The sequence below is a fragment of the Streptomyces sp. NPDC051109 genome (assembly GCF_044455885.1).
GTDB lineage: Bacteria > Actinomycetota > Actinomycetes > Streptomycetales > Streptomycetaceae > Streptomyces.
Genome location: NZ_JBITFF010000003.1, coordinates 100,169 through 121,065, shown reverse-complemented (window position 1 = coordinate 121,065; position 20,897 = coordinate 100,169). Strand labels below are relative to the sequence as shown.

Below are 20,897 nucleotides of genomic sequence, written 5' to 3'. Positions count from 1 at the left end.
CGGTTTACACGCAGGCAACTTGACCGTTTCTGTCCCGAGATCTGGGGCGTGCAGCCTGGGTCCCGTGCGGCCGTGCGGGTGCCGACAGCCGGCCGGGGAGGCGTACAGACTCCCTGGCCGGCCTCCCCCGTGACCCTGCGCATGCGCGGCGTGCGCCCCTCGTGCTGCCGGAATTCGATCGATGCGCTGGTACGGATAGTTATGATCCGTAGCGCACGGTGGGTATGTACTCCGCCGAGCACTGAGTACGAGTACGCGTACCGATGTCCGCTCGACGTGGAGGTGAAACGCCGTGGCACTCTCGATCTCGGCCGTGGTGCTGCTGGCGATCGTCGTCTTCCTGCTGGTCCGCCGGTCGGGCCTGAAGGCGGGCCACGCCGCTGTCTGTGTGCTCCTCGGGTTCTACTTGGCGAGTTCGACCATCGCGCCGACCCTCAGCCAGCTGACCACCAACGTGGCCAGCATGATCAGCGGCCTCAAGCTGTAGGCCGCGCGCCGCTTGATCGTAGGCTTGGCCCCATGAACGGTCTTCCCGCCCGTCGGCTGCTCCTCGTGCACGCGCACCCGGACGACGAGTCGATCAACAACGGCGTCACCATGGCCAAGTATGCGGCCGAGGGCGCCCACGTCACGCTCGTGACCTGCACCCTCGGCGAGGAGGGCGAGGTCATCCCGCCCGGTCTCGCGCACTTGGCGCCCGACCGCGACGACACGCTGGGGCCCCACCGCGTCGGCGAGCTCGCCGCCGCCATGGCGGAACTCGGCGTCACCGACCACCGGTTCCTCGGTGGCCCCGGCCGCTTCCGGGACTCCGGGATGATGGGCGCCGAGCAGAACCTCCGGCCCGGGTCCTTCTGGTCCACCGGTGTGGACGAGGCCGCCGCACATCTCGTCGAGGTCATCCGCGAGGTCCGCCCGCAGGTGCTCGTCACGTACGACCCGGACGGCGGCTACGGACACCCCGACCACATCCAGGCCCACCGGGTCGCCATGCGCGGCGCGGAGCTGGCCGCGGAGGCCACGTACCGCCGGGACCTCGGCGACCCCTGGCGGATCGACAAGATCTACTGGAACCGGGTGCCGCGCTCGGTGGTCGAGGAGGGCTTCGCCCGGCTGAAGGCCGCCCGGGGGCACCGTCCCACGGCGGCCGGGGGGGAGGGCGAGGCGCCCTTCCCGGGGCTGGCTTCGCCGGACGACGTGCCCGGTGTCGTCGCCGACGACCGGGTCACCGCCGAGATCGCGGCCGACGAGGCGTTCGTCGAGGCCAAAGCGGCCGCGATGCGCGCACACGCCACCCAGATCGCCGTGGACGGACCCTTCTTCGCGCTCTCCAACGACCTCGCCCAGCCGCTGTTCGCCCGCGAGTACTACGAACTGGTCGCGGGCCGGCCGGGCGCCCCGGCGGGCGAGCGCGAGCACGACCTGTTCGCGGGGGTGGACGCGTGACCGGCACCCTGACCCCCGGGCGGATCGCCACCCTGCTCGGCCTGTTGGTCGCCGGCCTGCTGACCGGCGCGGCCGGCTGGCTCGTCGTGGACCTGTGGTTCCCCGCCGGGCTGCTGCTGGGACTGCTGGCGCTCTTCGGGCTGTTCCTCGGAGGCCGGATCGCCGTCGGGACCGGGCTCGGCGTGGGCGCCGGAGCGCTCGGCTGGTTCCTCGCGTACGTGGTGCTCGGCGTGCCGCGGCCCGAGGGGGACTTCCTGCTCGGTTCGTCCGGAATCGGCATGTACGTCTACCTTTTGGGTGGGGCGGTGCTGGCTGTGATGTGTGCCACGCTGCGCGGCCCGTTCGAGGGGCCGGTTTCGGCCTCGCGGTCCGGCAAGTGACGTGCCGTTGAACTCGGTCGGGGTGTGCGTTCACGGGGGTTGGACGGGGGTCCGCGAGCTGCTCGGAGGGGGCACGAGGGGGTTGAAGAGGAACCCCTGATTCCCCTAGGACAGTTGCGCGAGGGCGGCGGCCAGTATGGTGGTCGGGCCGCCGAGCTGCCCGCGCACGGCACGCGGGCGGCGGAGCCAACCGGGAGAACCTGCCTTGAGTCGTGAAACCGACAGTTCGTCCTCCGGGCCCCAAGGGCGCGGTGGAGCCGCCTACCCCTCGGGTACACCGCCGTACGGAACCGGCCGAAACCCGTCCTTGCCTGTGCCGCCTGGGCCTGGCGCGGCGACTGCCTCGGAGGAGAACCCTGTGACCTCGAACCCGTCCACGCCCGACACCGACGGGCCGAAGACCGAGACCACCCTGACGACCCGGATCCGGATCAACATCCCGGGTTCGCGGCCGATCCCGCCGGTGGTCGTACGCAAGCCGGTGGCGGCCGCCGCCGAGCCGGAGCCGGAGGAGGCGGCCGAGACCGACGCCGTCGCCGGGCAGCCCGCGGCCGAGCCCGCGGGGAGCGCGCCCGCCGCCGAGCCCGAGGAGGCGGCCAGCAACTGGTTCGCCCCCCGCAAGTCGCCCGCCCCGGCGCCCGCGTCCGCCGCGGCTCCGCCCCCGGCGCTGCCGACCCGTACCCCGGCCGCGGCAGGTCCCGCGCCCGTGCTGCCCACCCGTACGCCGGCGGGCCCCGGCCCCGGCCCCGTGCCGCCGCCCGGCCCGGGGGCCGGCTTCGCACCGGGCCGCCCGGCCGGCCCGGGTCCCCGTACGGGAGCCCCGGCGGGCTCCGGCTACGGCCCGGGCCCCGGCCCCGAGGCGCCGCTCGCCCCCCGGATGCCCGGCGGCCCCGGCGTCGGCACGCCCCTGGGCCACCCCGGCTACCCCGACACCGACGGCGGCCCCGCCACGGAGGCGTTCCCCGCGTACGGCGGCCCGGTCGGTACCGGCGCCCCGGCGGGCCCCACCGGCGGCCCCGCGCTCGGCTCCGCCCCGGTCGGCGCACCCCGCGGCGACGGGGCCTCCCGCTGGCCCGGTCCCGAGCTGGACGATGCGCTCCCGCCGATCCCCGGCCCGGGCGGTCCCGGCCGGGGCCCGATGCCGGTCCCGACACCGGCCCCCGCCCCTGCGGCGGCCGCCCCCGCACGCCCGAAGCCGGCCTCCATGACGCCGACCAAGGTCAAGAAGGGCCGCTCCAAGCTGGTCCTCCTCGGCAGCGGCATCATCGCCCTGCTCGGCGTGGCCTACGGCGCCGGGCTGCTCCTCAACCACTCCGACGTCCCCAAGGGCACCACCGTCATGGGCGTCGACATCAGCGGCAGCCGTGACGAGGCCGTCGGCAAGCTCCAGACGGCCTTCGCCAACCGCGCCGCCACGCCGCTCACGCTGACCGTCGGCGGCAAGCAGGTCGAGCTCAAGCCCGAGAAGGCCGGTCTGAGCCTGGACGCCCAGACCACCGTCCGCAACGCGGCGGGCAGCGACTACAACCCCGTCACGGTCATCGGCTCGCTCCTGGGCAACGAGCGCATCGCGGAAGCCGAGTTGCCGGTCGACGAGGAGAAGCTCCAGGTCGCGCTCCAGGAGCTGGCCGGCACCGCCGGCACCGTCACCGAGGGCACCATCACCTTCGACACCGGCAAGGCCGTCGCCGTCCCCGGCAAGCCCGGCACCACCCTGGACGCGGGCGCCTCCGCCGAGCTGGTCAAGAAGGCCTTCCGCGATCTGGTCGCCACCGGCAAGGCGGCCCCGGTCGAACTCCCGGTCGTCACCAGGAACCCGGTCGTCGACCAGGCCGAACTGGACCGGGCCATGAAGGAGTTCGCCGAGCCCGCCATGTCCGGCGTCGCGACCGTCAAGGCGGGCGGCAAGTCCCTCCCGTTCGGCGCCAAGTCCCTGCCCAAGATCCTCAGCATGCAGGTCGTGGACGGGCACCTGACCGAGAAGTACGACCTGGAAGCGCTCAAGGCGACGTACGGGAACGCCTTCGACGGGGTCCTGATCACGCGCGGCACGGGCGAGAAGACGGCCGTCACCCCGCAGGACGTCGTCGGCGCCCTGCGCCAGGCGCTGCGCGGCAAGACCGCGGCCGAGCGGACGGTCGCGATCAACACCAACGGCAGCTAGGGGGCGTCCGCACAGCCCCGCCCGGGCCCGCGGCGTCCGGAGCGTGCGGGCCGGACCCGCCCGCCGGACCCGCCCGCCGGACGGGACTTCGACGACACGACCCGGCGGCCGAACCGGCCCGCCGCAGCCCCCGTCCGATCCCTCGGGCGGGGGCTGCGCCATGTCCGCCGCCGGCCCCGCGGCCCGCCGGCCGGCCCCCGGGCGGGCCGCTCGCAGCGTCTGTCATGCCCGCCACATGACATCCGTCATCCACCAGTCACGACCGCAGACACTGCCGCGCGCACCCCCGTACGAGGGAATCTTCGGTCATGACGACGACGACCTCGGCGCACACCGCCGCCGCGAAGGACACCGGCCACGGCACCGGTCCCGTGGTGGCCTTCCGCAACGTGACCAAGAGCTACGGCGCGGTCCGCGCGGTCGACGGCCTCTCCCTGGAACTCCACCCCGGCGAGACCGTCGCCCTGCTCGGCCCCAACGGCGCCGGCAAGTCCTCCACCCTCGACCTGCTGCTGGGCCTGCGCCCCGCCGACTCCGGCACCGTCCGGCTCTTCGGCACCGCCCCCCGCGAGGCCATCGCGGCCGGCCGGGTCGGCGCGATGCTCCAGAGCGGCGGCCTGATGGAGGACGTGACCGTACGGGAGATCGTCGCCCTCGGCTGCGCCCTGCACCCCCGCCGCCACCCGGTCGAGGAGGTGCTCGGCCGCGCCGGGATCGCCGAGATCGCCGACCGCATGGTCAACAAGCTCTCCGGAGGCCAGGAGCAGCGCGTCCGCTTCGCCCTCGCCACCGCCGGGGACAACGACCTGATCGTCCTCGACGAGCCGACCACCGGCATGGACGTCACCTCCCGCCAGGCCTTCTGGGCCACGATGCGGGAGCAGGCCGCGCAGGGCCGCACGGTCCTGTTCGCCACCCACTACCTGGAAGAGGCCGACGCGATCGCGGACCGCGTCCTGGTGCTCAACAAGGGCCGGCTGCTCGCCGACGGCACCGCCGCAGAGATCAAGGCCAGGGCCGGCGCCCGCCGGATCGCCTTCGACCTGGCCGCGGACGCACCCGTGGACGAGACGGCGCTGCGCGCCCTCCCGCACCTGACGGCCTACGAGCGCCGCGGCGACACGGTCAGGCTGCAGTCGCGCGACGCCGACGCCACCGTCCACGCCGTGTACGCGCTGGGGCTCTACCCCCGGAACCTGGAAGTCGCAGGGCTGGGCCTGGAGCAGGCCTTCCTCGCCCTCACCGAGGCCGAGGAGGCCAAGTAATGCCGACCACCGGAACGCTCCAGCTCATCAAGCTGGAGATCAGCCGCGCCCTGCGCAACAAGAAGTACCTGTTCTTCACGGTCCTCTACCCGGCCGCGCTGTTCCTGATGCTCGGCGGCACCCTGAACGGCACCACGAAGGTCATGGGCACCGAACTGACCATGCCGGCCTTCTACATGGTCGCCATGGCCTCTTTCGGCGCCCTGACCGCCGTCCTGATGGGCAACAGCGAGCGCATCGCCAAGGAGCGCGAGAAGGGCTGGGTCCGCCAGCTGCGGCTGACCGCGCTGCCCGGCCGAGGCTACGTCCTGGGCAAGACCGCCAGCGCGGGCGTGCTCTCGCTGCCCGCCATCCTGGTCGTGTTCGCGGTCGCCGCGCTCGTCAAGGGCGTACGGTTCGACGCCTGGCAGTGGCTCGCCCTGACCGGTTCCATCTGGGCCGGCAGCCTGGTCTTCGCCGCGCTCGGCGTGGCGATCGGCTACCTGGCGAGCGGCGACACCGTCCGCCCGATCACGATGCTGTTCTACTTCGGCCTGTCGATCCTCGGCGGCCTGTGGATGCCGACCGCGAACTTCCCGCAGTGGCTGCAGAACATCTGCGAATGGCTGCCGACCCGGGCCTACGCGGGCCTCGGCCAGGCCATCGAGCTCGGGGGCGCACCCCACCTGAAGGACGTGGCGATCCTGGCGGTGTACTTCGTACTGTTCACCGGTGCCGCCGCATGGCTGTACCGCAAGGACTCGCTGAAGGCGTGACGGGTGTGACGAGCGTGATGGGTGCGACGGGGTCGACCGGTGGAACCGGTGCGGCGGAGCCGATGACCGAGACCGGTCTGATGGGAACGAAAGGCGGCCCCCGGGTCGGGCTCCGCCCCGAGAACCGCCGGCAGAAGATCGTGAAGTCGCTGTGGATCAGCGTCTGGCTGTTCTACCTCAGCGCTCCCGTCACCGACCTGGTCAGCGGCGGACACAGCCTCGGGGCCCGGCTGCTCGGCGGCCTGGGCCTCGTGGCCTTCGTCGCCTGGTACCTGGTCCTCGTCTTCCGCACCGCCCGGCAGTCCGAGGTGCGGCGCGTACTGCTCTCGGTCGCGGTCCTCTCCGCGCAGGCGACGATCCTGTCGCTGTCGCTGGGCCGCGAATGGCTCGTCCTCTTCGTGTACGTGGCGATCGCCTCCGGCGCCGCGCTGCCGGGGGAGATCTCCCGGTTCACGGTGCCCGGCGCCACCGCCCTGCTCGCGCTGACCGCCTTCGCGGTGCCGGGCGGCGACGAGTACCTGGCCGGGCTGCTGATCCCGGCCCTGATGGGCGGATTCGCGATGGTCGGCATCCGCGCGATGATCCGCACGACGATGGAACTGCGCGAGGCGCGGGCCACGGTGGCGCAGCTCGCGGCGAACGAGGAACGGCTGAGGATGGCCCGGGACCTGCACGACCTCCTCGGCCACTCGCTGTCCCTGATCACGCTGAAAAGCGAGCTGGCGGGGCGGATGCTGCCGGAGCACCCCGAGCAGGCGGCCCGCCAGGTGGCGGACATCGAGCAGGTCAGCCGGCAGGCACTGGTCGACGTACGGGAGGCCGTGAGCGGCTACCGGCGGCCGACCCTGCCGGGCGAACTGGCGGGCGCCCGCACCGCGCTGACGGCGGCGGGCGTGGTCGCGGACCTCCCGGCGGAGCCGGTGGAGGACCTCCCCGAGGAGGTGGAGTCGGCGCTGGCCTGGTCGCTGCGCGAGGCGGTGACGAACGTGGTCCGGCACAGCGGCGCACAGCGGTGCACCGTCCGGCTGGAGACCCTGCAGACCCTGGCCGGACCGGTGGTGGAGCTGTCGGTCGCCGACGACGGCGGGGGCGGACCCGCGGAGGCGGGCAACGGGCTGACGGGCCTGACCGAACGCCTGGAGGCGGTCGGCGGCACCCTGTCGGCCGGACAGACGGGCAAGAAGGGCTTCCGCCTGCTGGCCCGCGTCCCCCTAGGATCGGGATCATGAGCGCACGCCCCATCCGGATCCTCCTGGCGGAGGACCAGTCCATGGTCCGGGAAGCCCTCGCGGCCCTCCTCGGGCTGGAGCCGGACATCGAGGTACTGGCCCAGGTCGCCCGCGGCGACGAGGTGGTGCCGGCGGCCCGGGCGCACGACGTGAACGTCGCGCTGCTCGACATCGAGATGCCGGGCATGACGGGCATCGAGGCGGCGGCGGCCCTGCGGACCGCGGTCCCGGACCTCAAGATCGTCGTCCTGACCACCTTCGGCCGCCCCGGCTACCTGCGCGGGGCGATGGAGGCGGGGGCCTCGGCGTTCCTGGTCAAGGACGCCCCGGCCGCCCAGCTGGCCGAGGCCGTACGCAAGGTCCTGGCGGGCGAGCGCGTCATCGACCCCACCCTGGCGGCGGCGGCCCTGGCGGAAGGCGCGAACCCGCTGACGGACCGCGAACGGGAAGTCCTGCGCGCGGCCGAGGACGGCGCCACGAACGCCGAACTCGCGGCCCGCCTCCACCTCTCCCAGGGCACCATCCGCAACTACCTGTCGACGGCGATCCAGAAGCTGGCATCCCGCAACCGCGCGGAAGCCATCCGCACGGCCCGCGAAAAGGGCTGGCTGTAGCGCATCCGCCCCGCGCGGCGGCGCGGGGCGGTCGGCCCGGGCGGTCGGCCCGGGCGGTCGGCCCGGGCGGTCAGTTCAGCAGGGCCCTGGCCGACAGGGCCTCGCTGCGGATCCGCGCCGCGGCCGGCGGATCGATCGCGTCGACGACCTCCGCGTAGGACTCCATCTCGGCGGCGCCGAACGCGAACTGCCCCCGCTCGACCAGCAGCTTCGCCCGCTCGTAGCGCAGCGACGCCGGATGCGAGGGCAGCAGCAGCGACAGCTCCAGCGCCCACAGCGCCACCCCCGACTGCTCCGGCCGGGCCGCCGCCCACGCCCTGATGTTGTTCAGGATCCGCAGCACGATGTCCAGCGTCCGCGCGGGCGTCCGCGGCTCGGCCGCCTGCTCCGCGGGCCCGGCCCCCAGCGAGGCGCCCCCGGCGAAGGGGTCCACCACCAGCCCCTCGTCCGGGTCCCCGAACCCCACCACGAAGTGCCCCGGCAGCCCCAGCCCGTACACCGGCGCGCCCGCGCGCCGCGCGACCTCCAGCCAGACGACGGACAGGAGGATCGGCAGGCCCCGGCGCCGCCGCAGCACCTCGTGCAGCAGCGAGGACGACAGCCGGTCGTAGTCGGCGGGCGTGCCGTGGAAGCCCATCCGGCCGCCCAGCAGCTCCGTCACCGCCGAGGCCCAGGCCTTTGCGCCGCGCAGTCCGTACGGCAGCATCCCCGCCAGCCGGTCCAGCTCGATCTGCGCCCAGTCCATCGCCCGTTCGTCCAGCTCCGGATCCGCCTCCGCGGCCAGCAGCAGGCACAGCAGGGCGAGGTCCGGCCGCTCCGAGCGGGCCTCCTCCGCGAACCGCGCCCGCGACTCCGCGCTCATCGCGCAGCCCCGGCATTGCGGAAGTGGTGGTACGCGTGGTGCGTCGCGAAGCCGAGCCCGTCGTACAGCGCCAGCGCCCCCGCGTTGTCCGCCTCCACCTGGAGCCACGCCGCCGACGCGCCCTCCTCCAGCGCCCGCCGGGCCAGTACCGCCATCACCGCCGTGCCCAGTCCTCCGCGCCGGTGCTCCGGGTCGACCTCGACCGCCGCGAAGCCGGCCCACCGGCCGTCCACCACCAGCCGCCCTATCGCCCGCCCGGGCAGCGTCGCGAACCACACCGACGGCCCCGCGACCAGCACGCGCCGGGCCACCTCCGGGTCCTCGACCCGCCCGTACATCCCGAGCCACTCCTCGTCCGGGGCGCGGGTCAGCCGCACCTCGGAGGCGGTGGCACCGGTGTCCACGTCCGCGATCGGCGCCAGCGCCGCGATCCGGACCTCCGCCGACACCTCGTTCACCCAGCCCCGGCGCTCCAGCTCCGCGCCGAGCAGCTCCTGCGTGCCGACCGCGCCGGTCGCCGTCTGCACGTACGCCGGAAGTTCACGTTCCGCGTACCAGGACGTCACTCGCGCGAGTGCTTCGTCCAGCGGCACCCCCGGGTCTCCGAGCGGCAGCACCGAATTGGCCCGCCGGGTGAAGCCGCCGGCCGCCCGCAGCGTCCACTCGCCCAGCGGCTCGCTCTCCAGCGGCTGCCAGGCCCGCGCGCCGACCCTCGCCAGCTCCTCGAAAGAGGCCGCGGGACCCCGCCGCCTGGCCGGTGCCGGGGGCACGATCTTGCCCGCCACCAGCGACGATTCCGAGATGTGGACGGACTCGCCGCTCTTTCGTGTGATCGTCAGCACACCCTGGTCCCAGGATGTGAGAACCCCTACCGTGTCAGTGAACGAGGGCGCCTCGCCCGACCCGTCCTCCACCCGTCGTACAGAGACCCGTTTACCCACGTCAGCCGGGGTAATACGGATCTCCAGCAGCCCACCGGCAGTGATTTCCACAGCTCTGTCCGCCCCTCCTGTTCGGATCGTGCCCGGGAACGGAGATACTAGGCGTGGGCATCGACGACGCCGCGCTCCCGCGCGATATGGAAAGCCCTACCGAGGAGGAACGAGAGCGTGACCTACGTCATCGCGGAGCCTTGTGTCGACGTCAAGGACAAGGCATGCATCGAAGAGTGCCCCGTCGACTGCATCTACGAGGGCCAGCGGTCCTTGTACATCCACCCCGACGAGTGCGTCGACTGTGGTGCGTGTGAGCCGGTCTGCCCGGTCGAGGCCATCTTCTACGAGGACGACACTCCGGAAGAGTGGAAGGACTACTACAAGGCGAACGTCGAGTTCTTCGACGAGCTCGGTTCCCCCGGTGGTGCCTCCAAGCTGGGCCTGATCGAGCGTGATCACCCCTTCATCGCGGCGCTTCCGGCGGACATCAACCCGAGTCACTGACGACGGTCGGTACCACCAGAACCGCCCCTCGGTCCCGTACGGCCCCGTGCCGCGCGGGACCGAGCCGTTTGCCCGCACAGCCGCTACGTCCAGCACCAGTAGAGAGCAGAGAACACCGTGGCCGCAGTATCCGCACGTCTTCCCGCCTTCCCCTGGGACAAGCTGGAGCCGTACAAGAAGGCCGCGGCGGCCCACCCGGACGGCCTCGTCGACCTGTCCGTCGGCACGCCCGTGGACCCGGTCCCGCAGCTGGTCCAGGACGCCCTCGTCGCGGCCGCCGACTCCCCGGGCTACCCCACGGTGTGGGGCACCGCAGCGCTGCGCGACGCGATCACCGGCTGGCTCAGGGGCCGCCTCGGCGCGAGCGCCGCCGGACACCGCAACGTCCTGCCGGTCGTCGGCTCCAAGGAACTGGTGGCCTGGCTGCCGACCCAGCTGGGGCTGGGCGCCGGGGACAAGGTGGCGTACCCCCGGCTCGCGTACCCCACGTACGAGGTCGGCGCCCGGCTGTGCGGCGCGGAGGCGGTCGTCTACGACGACCCGATGGACCTCGACCCGGCCGGCGTGAAGCTGCTGTGGCTCAACTCCCCGTCCAACCCCACCGGAAAGGTCATCCCGAAGGAAGACCTGGTCCGGATCGTGGCCTGGGCGCGCGAGCACGGGATCCTGCTCTTCAGCGACGAGTGCTACCTGGAGCTGGGATGGGAGGCCGAGCCCGTCTCCGTCCTGCACGACGACGTCTGCGGCGGCTCGTACGAGGGCATCGTCGCGGTCCACTCGCTCTCGAAGCGCTCCAACCTGGCCGGCTACCGGGCCGCGTTCATCGCCGGTGACGCAGAGGTGCTCGGCGAGCTGCTGGAGATCCGCAAGCACGGCGGCATGATGACCCCGGCGCCGGTGCAGGCGGCCACGGTCGCCGCGCTCGGCGACGACGCGCACGTCGCGGAGCAGCGCGGGCGCTACGCGGCCCGGCGCGGGGCCCTGCGGGCCGCCCTGGAGGCGCACGGCTTCCGGGTCGAGCACAGCGAGGCCAGCCTGTATCTGTGGGTGACCCGCGACGAGCCCTGCTGGGAGACGGTCGCCCACCTCGCCGAGCTGGGCATCCTGGTCGCCCCGGGCGACTTCTACGGTGCGGCGGGCGCGGAGTTCGTCCGCGTCGCCCTCACGGCGACGGACGAGCGCGTCGAAGCGGCCGTCAAGCGCCTCGCCTGACCCGGCGTCGCGCCTCGCCCGACCCGGCGTCGGCGCGGCTGCGGTCCGCAGACGGCCCGAGGGGCCGGGAGTTCGCGCTCCCGGCCCCTCGGTGTTCCTGCGTGCGGCGGATCAGCCGCCCAGCGGCAGGCCGCCGCCCAGCGGCAGCCCCTGGGTGGGGAGCGCGCCGGTCAGGCCGCTGGTCGGGACGGCGCCGGTCGGCAGCGCGCCGGTGGAGAGCGCGTCGGTGGGCAGGGCGCCGGTGGGCAGCGCCTCGGTCGGCAGGCCCTTGGCCGGCAGCCCGCCGAGCAGGCCGGTCGCGGCGTCGGTGACCCCGGCGGGGGCGCCCGGTACGGCCTTGGCGGCGGTGTCCGTCGCGCTGGTGGCAGCGGCCTCACCGGTGCCGACCACGGCGCCCGCAGCGCCGGTGGCGTCCGAGGCGTCCGGGCTGGTGAGCGCGCCCAGCTGCGGCACGGACTCCAGGCCCGCGGCGCTGGCCGCGCCGGCCGCACCGACCACGGGAGCTGCCCCGGCTGCGAGCAGCAGCGCGGTACGGGCGATCCGGCGGGTCAGGGGGAGGGACATGATGCTCCTAAGCGGTAGCGGCTGAGTACGCCGTGTACAACCGCTCGGGGGGCGGGTGGAGTTGCGAGGCGCCGGGTAAAGGATCAGTAACGCATCGTTTAATCGGCCTGCGCGAAAAGCCCATCGGATGCACGCCGACCAGCGGTTCCGTCCTTTCGGAGGCGGCTCGGGCCGCCGCCGGGTCACCCCCGCACGGGGGACGCCTCGTACGGGCGAGCCCACGGCGGCGACGCGTGTCACTGGGCCACGAAGATCCGTACCGAGCCCTCCTGCGCGCGGTGGGGGTCGACGGCCCCGGACTTGCCCTGCGGGCCGGCGGGCCCCAGCTGCTGCCACGCCCCCTTCGCCTGGCCCGCCACCCAGCTCGCCGGGCCGTACGAGACCCGGACGACTCCCATCCCGCGCGAGTTGGCCACCGCCCAGCCCGCCATCACCTTGCTGCCGCGCGCCGCCGAGGCCCCGCCGTCCTTCTTCTCGACGAAGGTCACCTCGGCCTCCTTGACCTTCCCGGCCGCGTCCTGCGTACGGCGCGGCTCCGCCGGAGCGGTGTGCATCTTGGCCTTGGCGAAGATGCGGGTGAGCTCCGTGCGCACCTTCTCCGGGTCGCCCGGCGCGGTCGGCGCCGGCCCGCCGCAGGTCAGCTCGCCGTCCCCGGCGAAGGCCGCCGCCACCACGACCGCGTCCGCCTCGTGCTTCGCGTACGCCTCGGGGTAGCCGCTGCGCTGCACCTCCTGCGCGGCCTCCGTCAGCGGGAGCTGCGCGTACCCCTTGATCTCGACGAGGTGGTCGTAGAACTTCCCGGCCGAGTACACCGGGTCCATGATCTGCTGCTCGGTGCCCCAGCCCATCGAGCTCCGCTGCTGGAACAGGCCCAGCGAATCCCGGTCGCCGTGGGGGAGGTTGCGCAGCCCCGACTCCTGCATCGCGGTCGCCAGCGCGATGGTCAGGGCCCGGTCCGGCAGGCCCTTGGCCACGCCGACCGCGGCTATGGTCGCGGCGTTGCCCGCCTGTTCCGGAGTCATGTCGACGCCGGTCGGACTCGTCCGCACGCTCGCCGTGCAGTGCGGCGCGCCGCCACCGCCGTTCGTGGTGTCGTACTGCACGGCGAAGTAGCCGATCAGCGCGAGCAGCACCAACACACCGGCACACGTGAGCAGCGGCCGGCGTCGGCGACGAGGACGGGGGGGATCGTTCCGGGTCACGGCGCCCACCGTACTTGAGCCATGCGACGCGTCCACCGGCCGGACGTGAGAGCTTCGCCGCAGTCCGGGGCATTAGGGTCAGAGCCATGTCCGAATCCGAGCTGGACCTCACCCTGGACGCCGCCGAGCTGACCGCCCGGCTCGTCGACATCCCGTCCGTGAGCGGCGACGAAAAGGTCCTCGCCGACCTGGTGGAGCGCGCGTTGCGCGCCCTGCCGCACCTCACGGTCGACCGGTACGGCAACAACGTCGTGGCCCGTACGAACCTCGGCAGGGCCGAGCGCGTCGTCCTCGCCGGCCACCTCGACACCGTGCCGATCGCCGACAACGTCCCGTCCCGCCTGGACGAGAACGACGTCCTGTGGGGCTGCGGAACGACCGACATGAAATCCGGCGTCGCCGTACAGCTGCGCATCGCCGCGACCGTGCCCGAGCCCAACCGCGACCTCACCTTCGTCTTCTACGACCAGGAGGAGGTCGCCGCCGACCTCAACGGCCTGGGCAAGGTCGCCGAGGCCCACCCCGACTGGCTGACCGGGGACTTCGCGGTCCTGCTGGAGCCGTCGAACGCCGAGGTGGAGGGAGGCTGCCAGGGCACCCTGCGCGTCCTGCTCCGCACCTCCGGCGAGCGCGCCCACTCCGCGCGCAGCTGGATGGGCTCCAACGCCATCCACGCGGCGGCCCCGATTCTCGCCAAACTCGCGGCGTACGAGCCCCGCAAGCCGGTGATCGACGGCCTGGAGTACCACGAGGGCCTGAACGCGGTCCGCGTCGAGGGCGGCGTCGCCAACAACGTCATCCCCGACGCCTGCACGGTGACGGTCAACTTCCGCTTCGCCCCGGACCGCAGCATGGACGAGGCGATCGCCCACGTCCGCGAGGTCTTCGCGGACTGCGGCGTCGACGAGTTCGTGATCGACGACTTCTCGGGCGGCGCCCTCCCCGGCCTCTCCCACCCCGCCGCGGCGGCGTTCATGGAGGCGGTCGGCGGCCGCGCCATGCCGAAGTTCGGCTGGACGGACGTCTCCCGCTTCAGCGCCCTCGGCGTTCCGGCGGTCAACTACGGCCCGGGCGACGCCCTGCTGGCCCACAAGGTCGACGAGCGCGTGGAGACGAAGGCGATCCTGCACTGCGAGGAACGACTCCGCGCCTGGCTGACCTCCTGAATTCCGCTTCTCGTCACCTTTGTGCGCCTAATCTGATCCAACGATCAGCAGGAGGGAGCACATCATGGGCAACCACCGCACTTCCGACGGGGACGCTCGTCGTCGGCCCGAGGAGCAGCAGCTCGGGCCGGTGCTGCGCAGGCGGAGCCAGGTGCAGGCGGGCAGTACGACGGACCAGCGGCTGCTGGATTCCGCCGGGCCTTCCGAGTGGGTGCACACCGATCCCTGGCGGGTCCTGCGCATCCAGTCGGAGTTCATCGAGGGCTTCGGCACGCTGGCGGAGCTGCCGCCGGCGATCAGCGTGTTCGGCTCCGCCCGTACGCCCGCCGGCTCGCCGGAGTACGAGGCGGGCGTGCGGATCGGCAGCGCGCTCGTCGAGGCGGGCTTCGCGGTGATCACGGGCGGCGGCCCGGGCGCGATGGAGGCGGCCAACAAGGGCGCCCGGGAGGCCAACGGGATCTCCGTGGGCCTGGGCATCGAGCTGCCCTTCGAGCAGGGGCTCAACCAGCACGTGGACCTCGGGCTGAACTTCCGGTACTTCTTCGTCCGCAAGACGATGTTCGTGAAGTACAGCCAGGGCTTCGTGGTCCTGCCGGGCGGACTCGGCACGCTGGACGAGCTGTTCGAGGCCCTGACCCTGGTCCAGACCCAGAAGATCACCCGGTTCCCGATCGTGCTGTTCGGGTCGGAGTACTGGTCGGGCCTGGTCGACTGGCTGAAGAACACGGTGATCGCGCAGGGCAAGGCCTCGGAGCGCGACCTCTACCTCTTCCACGTCACGGACGACGTGGACGAGGCGATCGCGCTGGTGACCAAGGAAGTCGGCAAGTAGCCGCGGCGCCGCGCCGCCGCTACGCGAGTCCCCGGCGGGCGACCGCCGGGGGCCGGTGGCCCTGGATCGAGGCCACCATGTCCAGGATCTGCTTGGTCTCCGCGACCTCGTGGACCCGGTAGACCTGCGCGCCGAGCCAGGCCGAGACGGCCGTCGTGGCCAGGGTGCCCAGCAGGCGCTCCTTGACCGGCTTGTCGAGGGTCTCGCCGACGAAGTCCTTGTTGGACAGGGAGACCAGCACCGGCCAGCCGGTGTCCGCCATCTCGCCCAGCCGGCGCGTGGCCTCCAGCGAGTGGCGGGTGTTCTTCCCGAAGTCGTGGCCCGGGTCGATCATGATCGCATCGCGCCGGACGCCGAGCGCCGCCGCGCGCTCCGCGAGCCCGACCGTGACCCGCAGGATGTCCTCCACCACGTCCTCGTACGCGATCCGGTGCGGCCGGGTGCGCGGCTCCACCCCGCCCGCGTGGGTGCAGACCAGGCCGACGCCGTGGCGGGCCGCGACCTCGGCCAGCCTCGGGTCCACCCCGCCCCAGGCGTCGTTCAGGACGTCGGCCCCGGCCTCGCAGACGGCCTCGCCGACCTCGTGCCGCCAGGTGTCGACGCTGATCACCACGTCCGGGTGGCGGCGCCGCACCTCGGCCACGAAACCGACCGTGCGCCGGGCCTCCTCGGCCGCGTCCACGTGCTCGCCGGGACCCGCCTTGACCCCGCCGATGTCGATGATCGCGGCGCCCTCGGCGACCGCCTGCTCGACTCGGTCCAGCGCGGGCTCGTCGCGGAACGTCGCACCCTGGTCGTAGAAGGAGTCCGGAGTCCGGTTCACGATGGCCATGATCACCGGCTCGTGGGTGTCGAACTCGCGCCTGCCCAGTCGCAGCATCCCGTTCTTTCCTCCTCCGGCGGCCCTCGCGCCTCGCTGCGACCTTAACCTGGTGGCCGGTGGCCCGATGTCTCTCAGGGAGTTGCTCGTGTTCTGGTTCTTGCTGATCGCGCTGGTCGTGGTCGTCGCGGCGGTCACCCTGGCCGTGGTGGGCGGTGGTTCCGAGGCCGTGCTGCCGGAGGCGGAGCCGGACCGGGTGGCCGACGCGCTGCCGGAGAGCCGCCCGGTCGTACGGGCCGACATCGACGCCCTGCGCCTGCCGGTCGCGCCGCGCGGGTACCGGATGGCCGAGGTGGACGACGTACTGGAGCGGCTCGCGGCGGAGCTCGCCGAGCGGGACGCGCGGATCGCGGAGCTGACGGCCGCGGCCGTGCAGGGCCGCGGCGGCGCGCAGGCGCCGGGCAGCGCGGTGGACCTGCACAAGGACGCCCGCCAGGAGGGGAAGTGACGGCGGTCGCGGGTCCGGACGGCGGCCTGCGCTGCCCCTGGGCACTGGCCACCGAGGACTACATCGCGTACCACGACACGGAGTGGGGGCGCGCGGTGCACGGGGACGACGCCCTGTACGAGCGGCTGTGCCTGGAGGCGTTCCAGTCGGGGCTGTCCTGGCTGACGATCCTGCGGCGCAGGGAGGGCTTCCGTACGGCCTTCTCGGGGTTCGTGATCGCCGACGTCGCCGCCTTCGGGCCGGCGGACGCGGAGCGGCTGCTCGCCGACGAGGGGATCATCCGCAACCGGGCCAAGATCGAGGCCACGCTCGCCAACGCGAAGGTGCTGGCCGAGTGGGAGCCGGGCGAACTGGACGCGCTGATCTGGTCGCACGCGCCGGAGCCGGGCCGCCCGGCCCCGGCGACGATCTCCGAGGTGCCGGCGGTGACGCCCGAGTCCACGGCCCTGTCCAAGGCGCTGAAGAAGGCGGGGATCCGGTTCGTCGGGCCCACGACCGCCTATGCGCTGATGCAGGCCTGCGGGCTGGTCAACGACCACCTGGCCGCCTGCGCCGCCCGCACCCCCGCCTGAGGCGGGGGAAGGCCGGGGGCAGGCGGCATCGGGGCGGCGGACCCGGCGGACCCGGCGGCGGACCCGGCGGCCCGGGTCCGGTGGCCCGGGTTCAGCGGCCCAGGTACTTCGGCGGCTGCTTCGCGAGGAAGGCCTGGACGGCGATCGAGTGGTCCTCGGAGGCGCCCGCACGGGTCTGCAGGGTGTCCTCGTGGGCCAGCGCCTCCGCCAGCGAGCGGGAGGCCCCGTAGGCGAGGGACTCCTTGAGGGCCGCGTAGGCCACCGTCGGGCCGGCCGCCAGGGTGCGGGCCACTGCCTCGGCCTCCGCGTGCAGGGAGTCCGAGGGGACCAGGCGGTTCACGATGCCGAGCTCGTACGCCTCCTGCGCCTTCACCGAGCGGGGGAAGAGCAGCAGGTCGCTGGCGCGGGAGGCGCCGATCAGGCGGGGGAGGGTCCAGGAGACGCCCGAGTCGGCGGTCAGCGCCACCCCCGCGAAGGAGGTGTTGAAGGAGGCCGTGTCGGCGACGACCCGGAAATCCGCCGCCAGTGCGAAGCCGAAGCCCGCTCCGGCCGCCACGCCGTTGACGCCCGCGACCACCGGCTTGGGCATCTCGGTCAGGGCGCGCACGATCGGGTTGTAGTGCTCCGCGACCGTGTTCATGGTCAGCGAGGAACCGGTCTCGCGGTCCGCCGCCAGGTTCCCGATGTGCTCCTTGAGGTCCTGGCCGACGCAGAAGGCCCGGTTGCCGGCCGCCGTCAGCAGCACCGCACGGACGGCCGGATCGGCGGCCGCCGCCAAGGCCGCGTCGCGCAGCGCGACCTTGGCCTCGGTGTTCATCGCGTTCATGGCGTCGGGACGGTTGATCGTGATCTTCGCGAGTCCGTCGGTCACTTCGTAGAGCACGCTGTCGGCCATGGCAGGGGGTCCCCCTTCGTCGCGGGCTTGGCTACCGGCCGGTACCGGCCGGTGCAAGGGCCAGCATGGCGGACCGGACCGCTCCGGGGCATGTGATGTGCGTCAAAGAAAGCGGAGGACGGACGCCGGGTGCGACGGCGAAGTATCGCAGGCACGTCCCCGAAATGAGTGGTTTTGGCCGAGCGCGTTGCGCAAGCGTTCCCTGCCGATGTTGGTCATCGGGTCCTGACATGCGGGATAATGGCCAAGAAGCAATGTGTTCGATGCCGGGTTCCAGGCGCCTGAATGGGGCCGTCGGCTGACGATGAGCTGGTTTCAGGAAGGGGAACGAGCATGGCGGCCATGAAGCCGCGGACGGGCGACGGCCCGCTCGAGGTCACCAAGGAGGGGCGGGGCATCGTCATGCGCGTACCGCTCGAGGGCGGCGGTCGGCTCGTCGTCGAGCTGACTCCGGACGAAGCGGACGCCCTGGGTGACGCCCTGAAGAAGGTCGTCGGCTAACCCGTCGGCAGCACCGCAGCACCAGTATTCTCTGCGCCGCCCCGGCCGCTTCCCGCGGTCGGGGCGGCGTTGTGTCATGTCCGGGGAGATCGCCCCGGGGCCGCTCGCCGCTGCTCCTGCCCCGGGCCGAGCCGGGTCCCGCCGGGGCGTACGGTCGCTCAGCGCCGGACCGCGCACAGCAGGCCGTCGCCCACCGGGAGCAGGGCCGCCTCCAGCGCCGGGCTCTCGCGGACGCTGCGCAGCAGCTCCCGTACGCGCAGCACCTCGGTCTGCTGGGCGGCCCCGTCGACGGTGCGGCCGTCCGAGAAGACCCCCTCGAAGCACACCAGCCCGCCGGGGCGCAGCAGACGCAACGATTCGGCGAGGTAGTCGAGGGACTCGGAGGGGTCCCCGTCGCAGAAGACGAGGTCGTAGCCGCCGTCGGCGAGCCGGGGGAGTACGTCGAGTGCGCGGCCGGGGATGAAGCGGGCGCGGTTGCCCGCGAAGCCGGCGGCGCGGAAGGCCTGGCGGGCGAAGGCCTGCCGGTCCGCCTCGGGATCCACGGTGGTCAGCACCCCGTCGGGGCGCATCCCGTGGAGGAGGTGGATGCCGGAGACGCCGGTGCCGGTGCCGATCTCGGCCACCGCCTTGGCGTCCGCGGTGGCGGCGAGCAGGCGCAGCGCGGCCCCGGTGCCCGGGGAGACGGAGCGCAGGCCCGCTTCCCTGGCCCGGTCGCGGGCCCACCGCAGAGCGTCGTCCTCGGCGACAAACGCGTCGGCGAACGCCCAGCTCGTCTGCCGGTTGCCGGTAATGACCCTCTCCTGTCCCCATAGTTGGCGCAACGGTGACTGTATCCGCTGACGTCGGGAACCCGCAGATGGGACCGGGCGTTGGAGAAAACAGCGGCGGATTGAACCAGCGAGGGGAAAAGGGGCGTATGGGCCGGGTCCGGCCGGGATAGATGGGGCGGCAGCGGGCAGATCGACGGCCCGGCCGGTCGCAGGCGCGTGCAAAGTTACTGCAAAAACACTTATCCGGAGCTGACGGGAGGGGTGGCTATGGTAGGGACTCCGCTGGACACCACCAGAGCCGATAGGGGAGGTGCGGCTGCGCCTGTGGATCGTGGGGGCGTATTGAGACGCCTCTTCTGGTCGGCGGGTGAGCCGAAATCCGTGACCAACATTGCTGACCGCTTCCACACCGCTGCCACCGCAACCACCGCGACCTTTGCCGCCGATGCGGGCACCCAGGCGTGGACCCCTCCTTCATGGGAGGAGATCGTCAGCACGCACAGTGCGCGGGTCTACCGCCTTGCCTACCGCCTGACGGGCAACCAGCACGACGCCGAGGACCTGACGCAGGAGGTCTTCGTCCGCGTCTTCCGCTCGCTGTCCACGTACACGCCGGGCACCTTCGAGGGCTGGCTGCACCGCATCACCACCAACCTCTTCCTCGACATGGTCCGCCGCAAGCAGCGGATCCGCTTCGACGCGCTCGCCGACGACGCCGCCGAGCGGCTGCCGAGCCGCGAGCCGTCCCCGCAGCAGGTCCTGCACGACACCCACTTCGACGCGGACGTGCAGCAGGCGCTGGACACCCTTGCGCCCGAGTTCCGCGCGGCCGTCGTGCTGTGCGACATCGAGGGCCTGTCGTACGAGGAGATCGCCGCGACGCTGGGCGTGAAGCTCGGCACCGTGCGCAGCCGTATCCACCGGGGCCGGTCGCACTTGCGCAAGGCGCTCAAGCACCGGTCCCCCGAGGCCCGGGCCGAGCAGCGGGCGCTGGCGGGCGCGGCGGTGGGCGCGCCGGGCGCCGGGGGAGAGGGCGGAACCGAGTGAGCGGAGTCAGTCCCTCTCCCGCCGAACAGCACCTGGGTGACCGGCTGGCCGCTCTGGTCGACGGGGAACTGAGCCATGACGCGCGCGAGCGGGTCCTGGCCCACCTCGCCACGTGTGCCAAGTGCAAGGCCGAGGCCGATGCGCAGCGCCGCCTGAAGAGCCTGTTCGTCGAGAGCGCGCCACCGCCGCTGTCGGCCGGGCTGTTGGCCCGGTTGCAGGGGCTGCCCGGCGGCGGTCCCGACGGGCCGTCCGGTCCCCCTTCCGGTCCGCTGGGTCCGCCCGGCGCGGATCTCTTCGGGTACGTGGCTCCGCCCGCGCCGCAGCAGGGCTTCCGCATCCACGAGGTCGGGCGGCCACGCCGCCGCTTCGCGTTCGTGGCGGCCGGGGCGGTCTCGCTGGCCGCGATCGCGCTGGGCGGCTCGCTGCCGGCCGACTCGCTGGATCCGACCGTACGGGGCGAGGCCCCGGCTTCCCGTCCGGGCCCGGCGGTGTCGGTGACGGACGCGGTGGTCCGCGACCGCGCTCCCGGCCCCGGCTTCGTGGCGGGCCCGCGCTCCACGGCTCCCCTCCCCCCGGTACACCCCTCCCTCTCTCCCCGACCGGTCTCGCTGACCCGCTGAGGTGCCGGGGGCCGGGGGCGGAGCCCCCGGTGGG

24 protein-coding genes are annotated in these 20,897 nt (G+C 73.2%); 17 read left to right on the top strand and 7 right to left on the bottom strand.

The features are described from left to right. The first annotated feature begins 292 nt into the window (after positions 1-292). The 8 genes from ACIBAD_RS06340 to ACIBAD_RS06305 all read left to right on the top strand — a co-directional run bounded on the left by ACIBAD_RS06340 (position 293) and on the right by ACIBAD_RS06305 (position 7,853). The gene (locus tag ACIBAD_RS06340) at positions 293-487 is read left to right on the top strand and encodes a hypothetical protein (protein WP_030153401.1); all 195 of its coding nucleotides are present in this window, start codon (positions 293-295) and stop codon (positions 485-487) included. A gap of 32 nt (positions 488-519) precedes the next feature. After that, the gene (mshB, locus tag ACIBAD_RS06335; RefSeq protein ID WP_134071516.1) at positions 520-1,446 is read left to right on the top strand and encodes an N-acetyl-1-D-myo-inositol-2-amino-2-deoxy-alpha-D-glucopyranoside deacetylase; all 927 of its coding nucleotides are present in this window, start codon (positions 520-522) and stop codon (positions 1,444-1,446) included. Beyond that, complete coding sequence (locus ACIBAD_RS06330; RefSeq protein WP_398904914.1) at positions 1,443-1,826, top strand: DUF6113 family protein; 384 nt, start codon at positions 1,443-1,445, stop codon at positions 1,824-1,826. Before mshB ends, ACIBAD_RS06330 begins: the two co-directional genes overlap by 4 nt. A gap of 358 nt (positions 1,827-2,184) precedes the next feature. Further along, positions 2,185-3,990 carry a hypothetical protein gene (locus ACIBAD_RS06325; protein ID WP_398904912.1) on the top strand — a complete coding sequence of 602 codons (1,806 nt, stop codon included), beginning with the start codon at positions 2,185-2,187 and terminating at the stop codon, positions 3,988-3,990. A gap of 308 nt (positions 3,991-4,298) precedes the next feature. Further along, positions 4,299-5,255, top strand: a complete 957-nt coding sequence (locus ACIBAD_RS06320; protein ID WP_134071510.1) for an ABC transporter ATP-binding protein — start codon at positions 4,299-4,301, stop codon at positions 5,253-5,255. Then, a complete protein-coding gene (locus ACIBAD_RS06315) occupies positions 5,255-6,010 on the top strand; it encodes an ABC transporter permease (protein ID WP_030153411.1) in 756 nt (251 codons plus the stop codon). The genes ACIBAD_RS06320 and ACIBAD_RS06315 overlap by 1 nt, the downstream gene beginning before the upstream one ends. Positions 6,011-6,072: 62 nt before the next feature. Beyond that, the gene (locus tag ACIBAD_RS06310; RefSeq protein WP_398904909.1) at positions 6,073-7,239 is read left to right on the top strand and encodes a sensor histidine kinase; all 1,167 of its coding nucleotides are present in this window, start codon (positions 6,073-6,075) and stop codon (positions 7,237-7,239) included. Then, on the top strand, positions 7,236-7,853 hold the full coding sequence (locus ACIBAD_RS06305) for a response regulator transcription factor (protein WP_134071506.1): 618 nt from the start codon (positions 7,236-7,238) through the stop codon (positions 7,851-7,853). Before ACIBAD_RS06310 ends, ACIBAD_RS06305 begins: the two co-directional genes overlap by 4 nt. Before the next feature lie 70 nt (positions 7,854-7,923). Here the strand turns inward: ACIBAD_RS06305 and ACIBAD_RS06300 are convergent, their stop codons facing one another. Together ACIBAD_RS06300 and ACIBAD_RS06295 are read right to left on the bottom strand one after the other, a co-directional pair. Then, positions 7,924-8,715, bottom strand: coding sequence for a transglutaminase-like domain-containing protein (locus ACIBAD_RS06300; RefSeq protein ID WP_134071504.1), 792 nt, complete (start codon positions 8,713-8,715; stop codon positions 7,924-7,926). Beyond that, a complete protein-coding gene (locus ACIBAD_RS06295; protein WP_134071502.1) occupies positions 8,712-9,707 on the bottom strand; it encodes a GNAT family N-acetyltransferase in 996 nt (331 codons plus the stop codon). Before ACIBAD_RS06295 ends, ACIBAD_RS06300 begins: the two co-directional genes overlap by 4 nt. A gap of 117 nt (positions 9,708-9,824) precedes the next feature. Here ACIBAD_RS06295 and fdxA point away from each other — a divergent pair, with 117 nt between their 5' ends. Both fdxA and dapC read left to right on the top strand, forming a co-directional pair. Beyond that, positions 9,825-10,154 carry a ferredoxin gene (fdxA, locus tag ACIBAD_RS06290; protein WP_030868357.1) on the top strand — a complete coding sequence of 110 codons (330 nt, stop codon included), beginning with the start codon at positions 9,825-9,827 and terminating at the stop codon, positions 10,152-10,154. 117 nt (positions 10,155-10,271) lie between these two features. After that, positions 10,272-11,366, top strand: a complete 1,095-nt coding sequence (dapC, locus tag ACIBAD_RS06285; protein ID WP_134071500.1) for a succinyldiaminopimelate transaminase — start codon at positions 10,272-10,274, stop codon at positions 11,364-11,366. 111 nt (positions 11,367-11,477) lie between these two features. Here the strand turns inward: dapC and ACIBAD_RS06280 are convergent, their stop codons facing one another. Next, positions 11,478-11,930 carry an ATP-binding protein gene (locus tag ACIBAD_RS06280; protein ID WP_134071498.1) on the bottom strand — a complete coding sequence of 151 codons (453 nt, stop codon included), beginning with the start codon at positions 11,928-11,930 and terminating at the stop codon, positions 11,478-11,480. A 236-nt stretch (positions 11,931-12,166) separates the two neighbouring features. Further along, entirely contained in the window at positions 12,167-13,069 is a 903-nt protein-coding gene (locus ACIBAD_RS06275) for a hypothetical protein (RefSeq protein ID WP_398904905.1), read from the bottom strand. A gap of 149 nt (positions 13,070-13,218) precedes the next feature. Here ACIBAD_RS06275 and dapE point away from each other — a divergent pair, with 149 nt between their 5' ends. Beyond that, positions 13,219-14,298 (top strand): succinyl-diaminopimelate desuccinylase, encoded by a 1,080-nt coding sequence (gene dapE, locus ACIBAD_RS06270; RefSeq protein ID WP_134071494.1) that lies wholly within the window; start codon positions 13,219-13,221, stop codon positions 14,296-14,298. A gap of 64 nt (positions 14,299-14,362) precedes the next feature. Continuing rightward, positions 14,363-15,130, top strand: coding sequence for a TIGR00730 family Rossman fold protein (locus ACIBAD_RS06265; protein ID WP_134071492.1), 768 nt, complete (start codon positions 14,363-14,365; stop codon positions 15,128-15,130). A gap of 19 nt (positions 15,131-15,149) precedes the next feature. Here ACIBAD_RS06265 and folP read toward each other — a convergent pair whose 3' ends face one another. Next, positions 15,150-16,010, bottom strand: a complete 861-nt coding sequence (gene folP / locus ACIBAD_RS06260) for a dihydropteroate synthase (RefSeq protein ID WP_134071490.1) — start codon at positions 16,008-16,010, stop codon at positions 15,150-15,152. Positions 16,011-16,098: 88 nt separating this feature from the next. Between folP and ACIBAD_RS06255 the strand changes: the two genes are divergently transcribed. Together ACIBAD_RS06255 and ACIBAD_RS06250 are read left to right on the top strand one after the other, a co-directional pair. Beyond that, on the top strand, positions 16,099-16,458 hold the full coding sequence (locus ACIBAD_RS06255; protein WP_134071488.1) for a DivIVA domain-containing protein: 360 nt from the start codon (positions 16,099-16,101) through the stop codon (positions 16,456-16,458). Next, complete coding sequence (locus tag ACIBAD_RS06250; protein ID WP_053691733.1) at positions 16,455-17,030, top strand: DNA-3-methyladenine glycosylase I; 576 nt, start codon at positions 16,455-16,457, stop codon at positions 17,028-17,030. Before ACIBAD_RS06255 ends, ACIBAD_RS06250 begins: the two co-directional genes overlap by 4 nt. A 91-nt stretch (positions 17,031-17,121) precedes the next feature. Here the strand turns inward: ACIBAD_RS06250 and ACIBAD_RS06245 are convergent, their stop codons facing one another. After that, a complete protein-coding gene (locus tag ACIBAD_RS06245) occupies positions 17,122-17,925 on the bottom strand; it encodes an enoyl-CoA hydratase-related protein (RefSeq protein ID WP_134071486.1) in 804 nt (267 codons plus the stop codon). A 333-nt stretch (positions 17,926-18,258) separates the two neighbouring features. On the opposite strand from ACIBAD_RS06245, the gene ACIBAD_RS06240 reads away from it, so the two are divergent. Then, the gene (locus ACIBAD_RS06240) at positions 18,259-18,426 is read left to right on the top strand and encodes a DUF3117 domain-containing protein (RefSeq protein ID WP_003966491.1); all 168 of its coding nucleotides are present in this window, start codon (positions 18,259-18,261) and stop codon (positions 18,424-18,426) included. A 158-nt stretch (positions 18,427-18,584) separates the two neighbouring features. On the opposite strand, the gene ACIBAD_RS06235 is transcribed toward ACIBAD_RS06240, so the two are convergent. Continuing rightward, positions 18,585-19,247: an O-methyltransferase gene (locus ACIBAD_RS06235; RefSeq protein WP_030153432.1), complete on the bottom strand. Its 663-nt coding sequence runs from the start codon at positions 19,245-19,247 to the stop codon at positions 18,585-18,587. 216 nt (positions 19,248-19,463) lie between these two features. Between ACIBAD_RS06235 and sigE the strand changes: the two genes are divergently transcribed. Both sigE and ACIBAD_RS06225 read left to right on the top strand, forming a co-directional pair. Then, positions 19,464-20,243: an RNA polymerase sigma factor SigE gene (gene sigE / locus ACIBAD_RS06230; RefSeq protein WP_208328988.1), complete on the top strand. Its 780-nt coding sequence runs from the start codon at positions 19,464-19,466 to the stop codon at positions 20,241-20,243. After that, a complete protein-coding gene (locus ACIBAD_RS06225) occupies positions 20,240-20,863 on the top strand; it encodes a zf-HC2 domain-containing protein (RefSeq protein WP_398904900.1) in 624 nt (207 codons plus the stop codon). The genes sigE and ACIBAD_RS06225 overlap by 4 nt, the downstream gene beginning before the upstream one ends. Positions 20,864-20,897 lie beyond the last annotated feature (34 nt).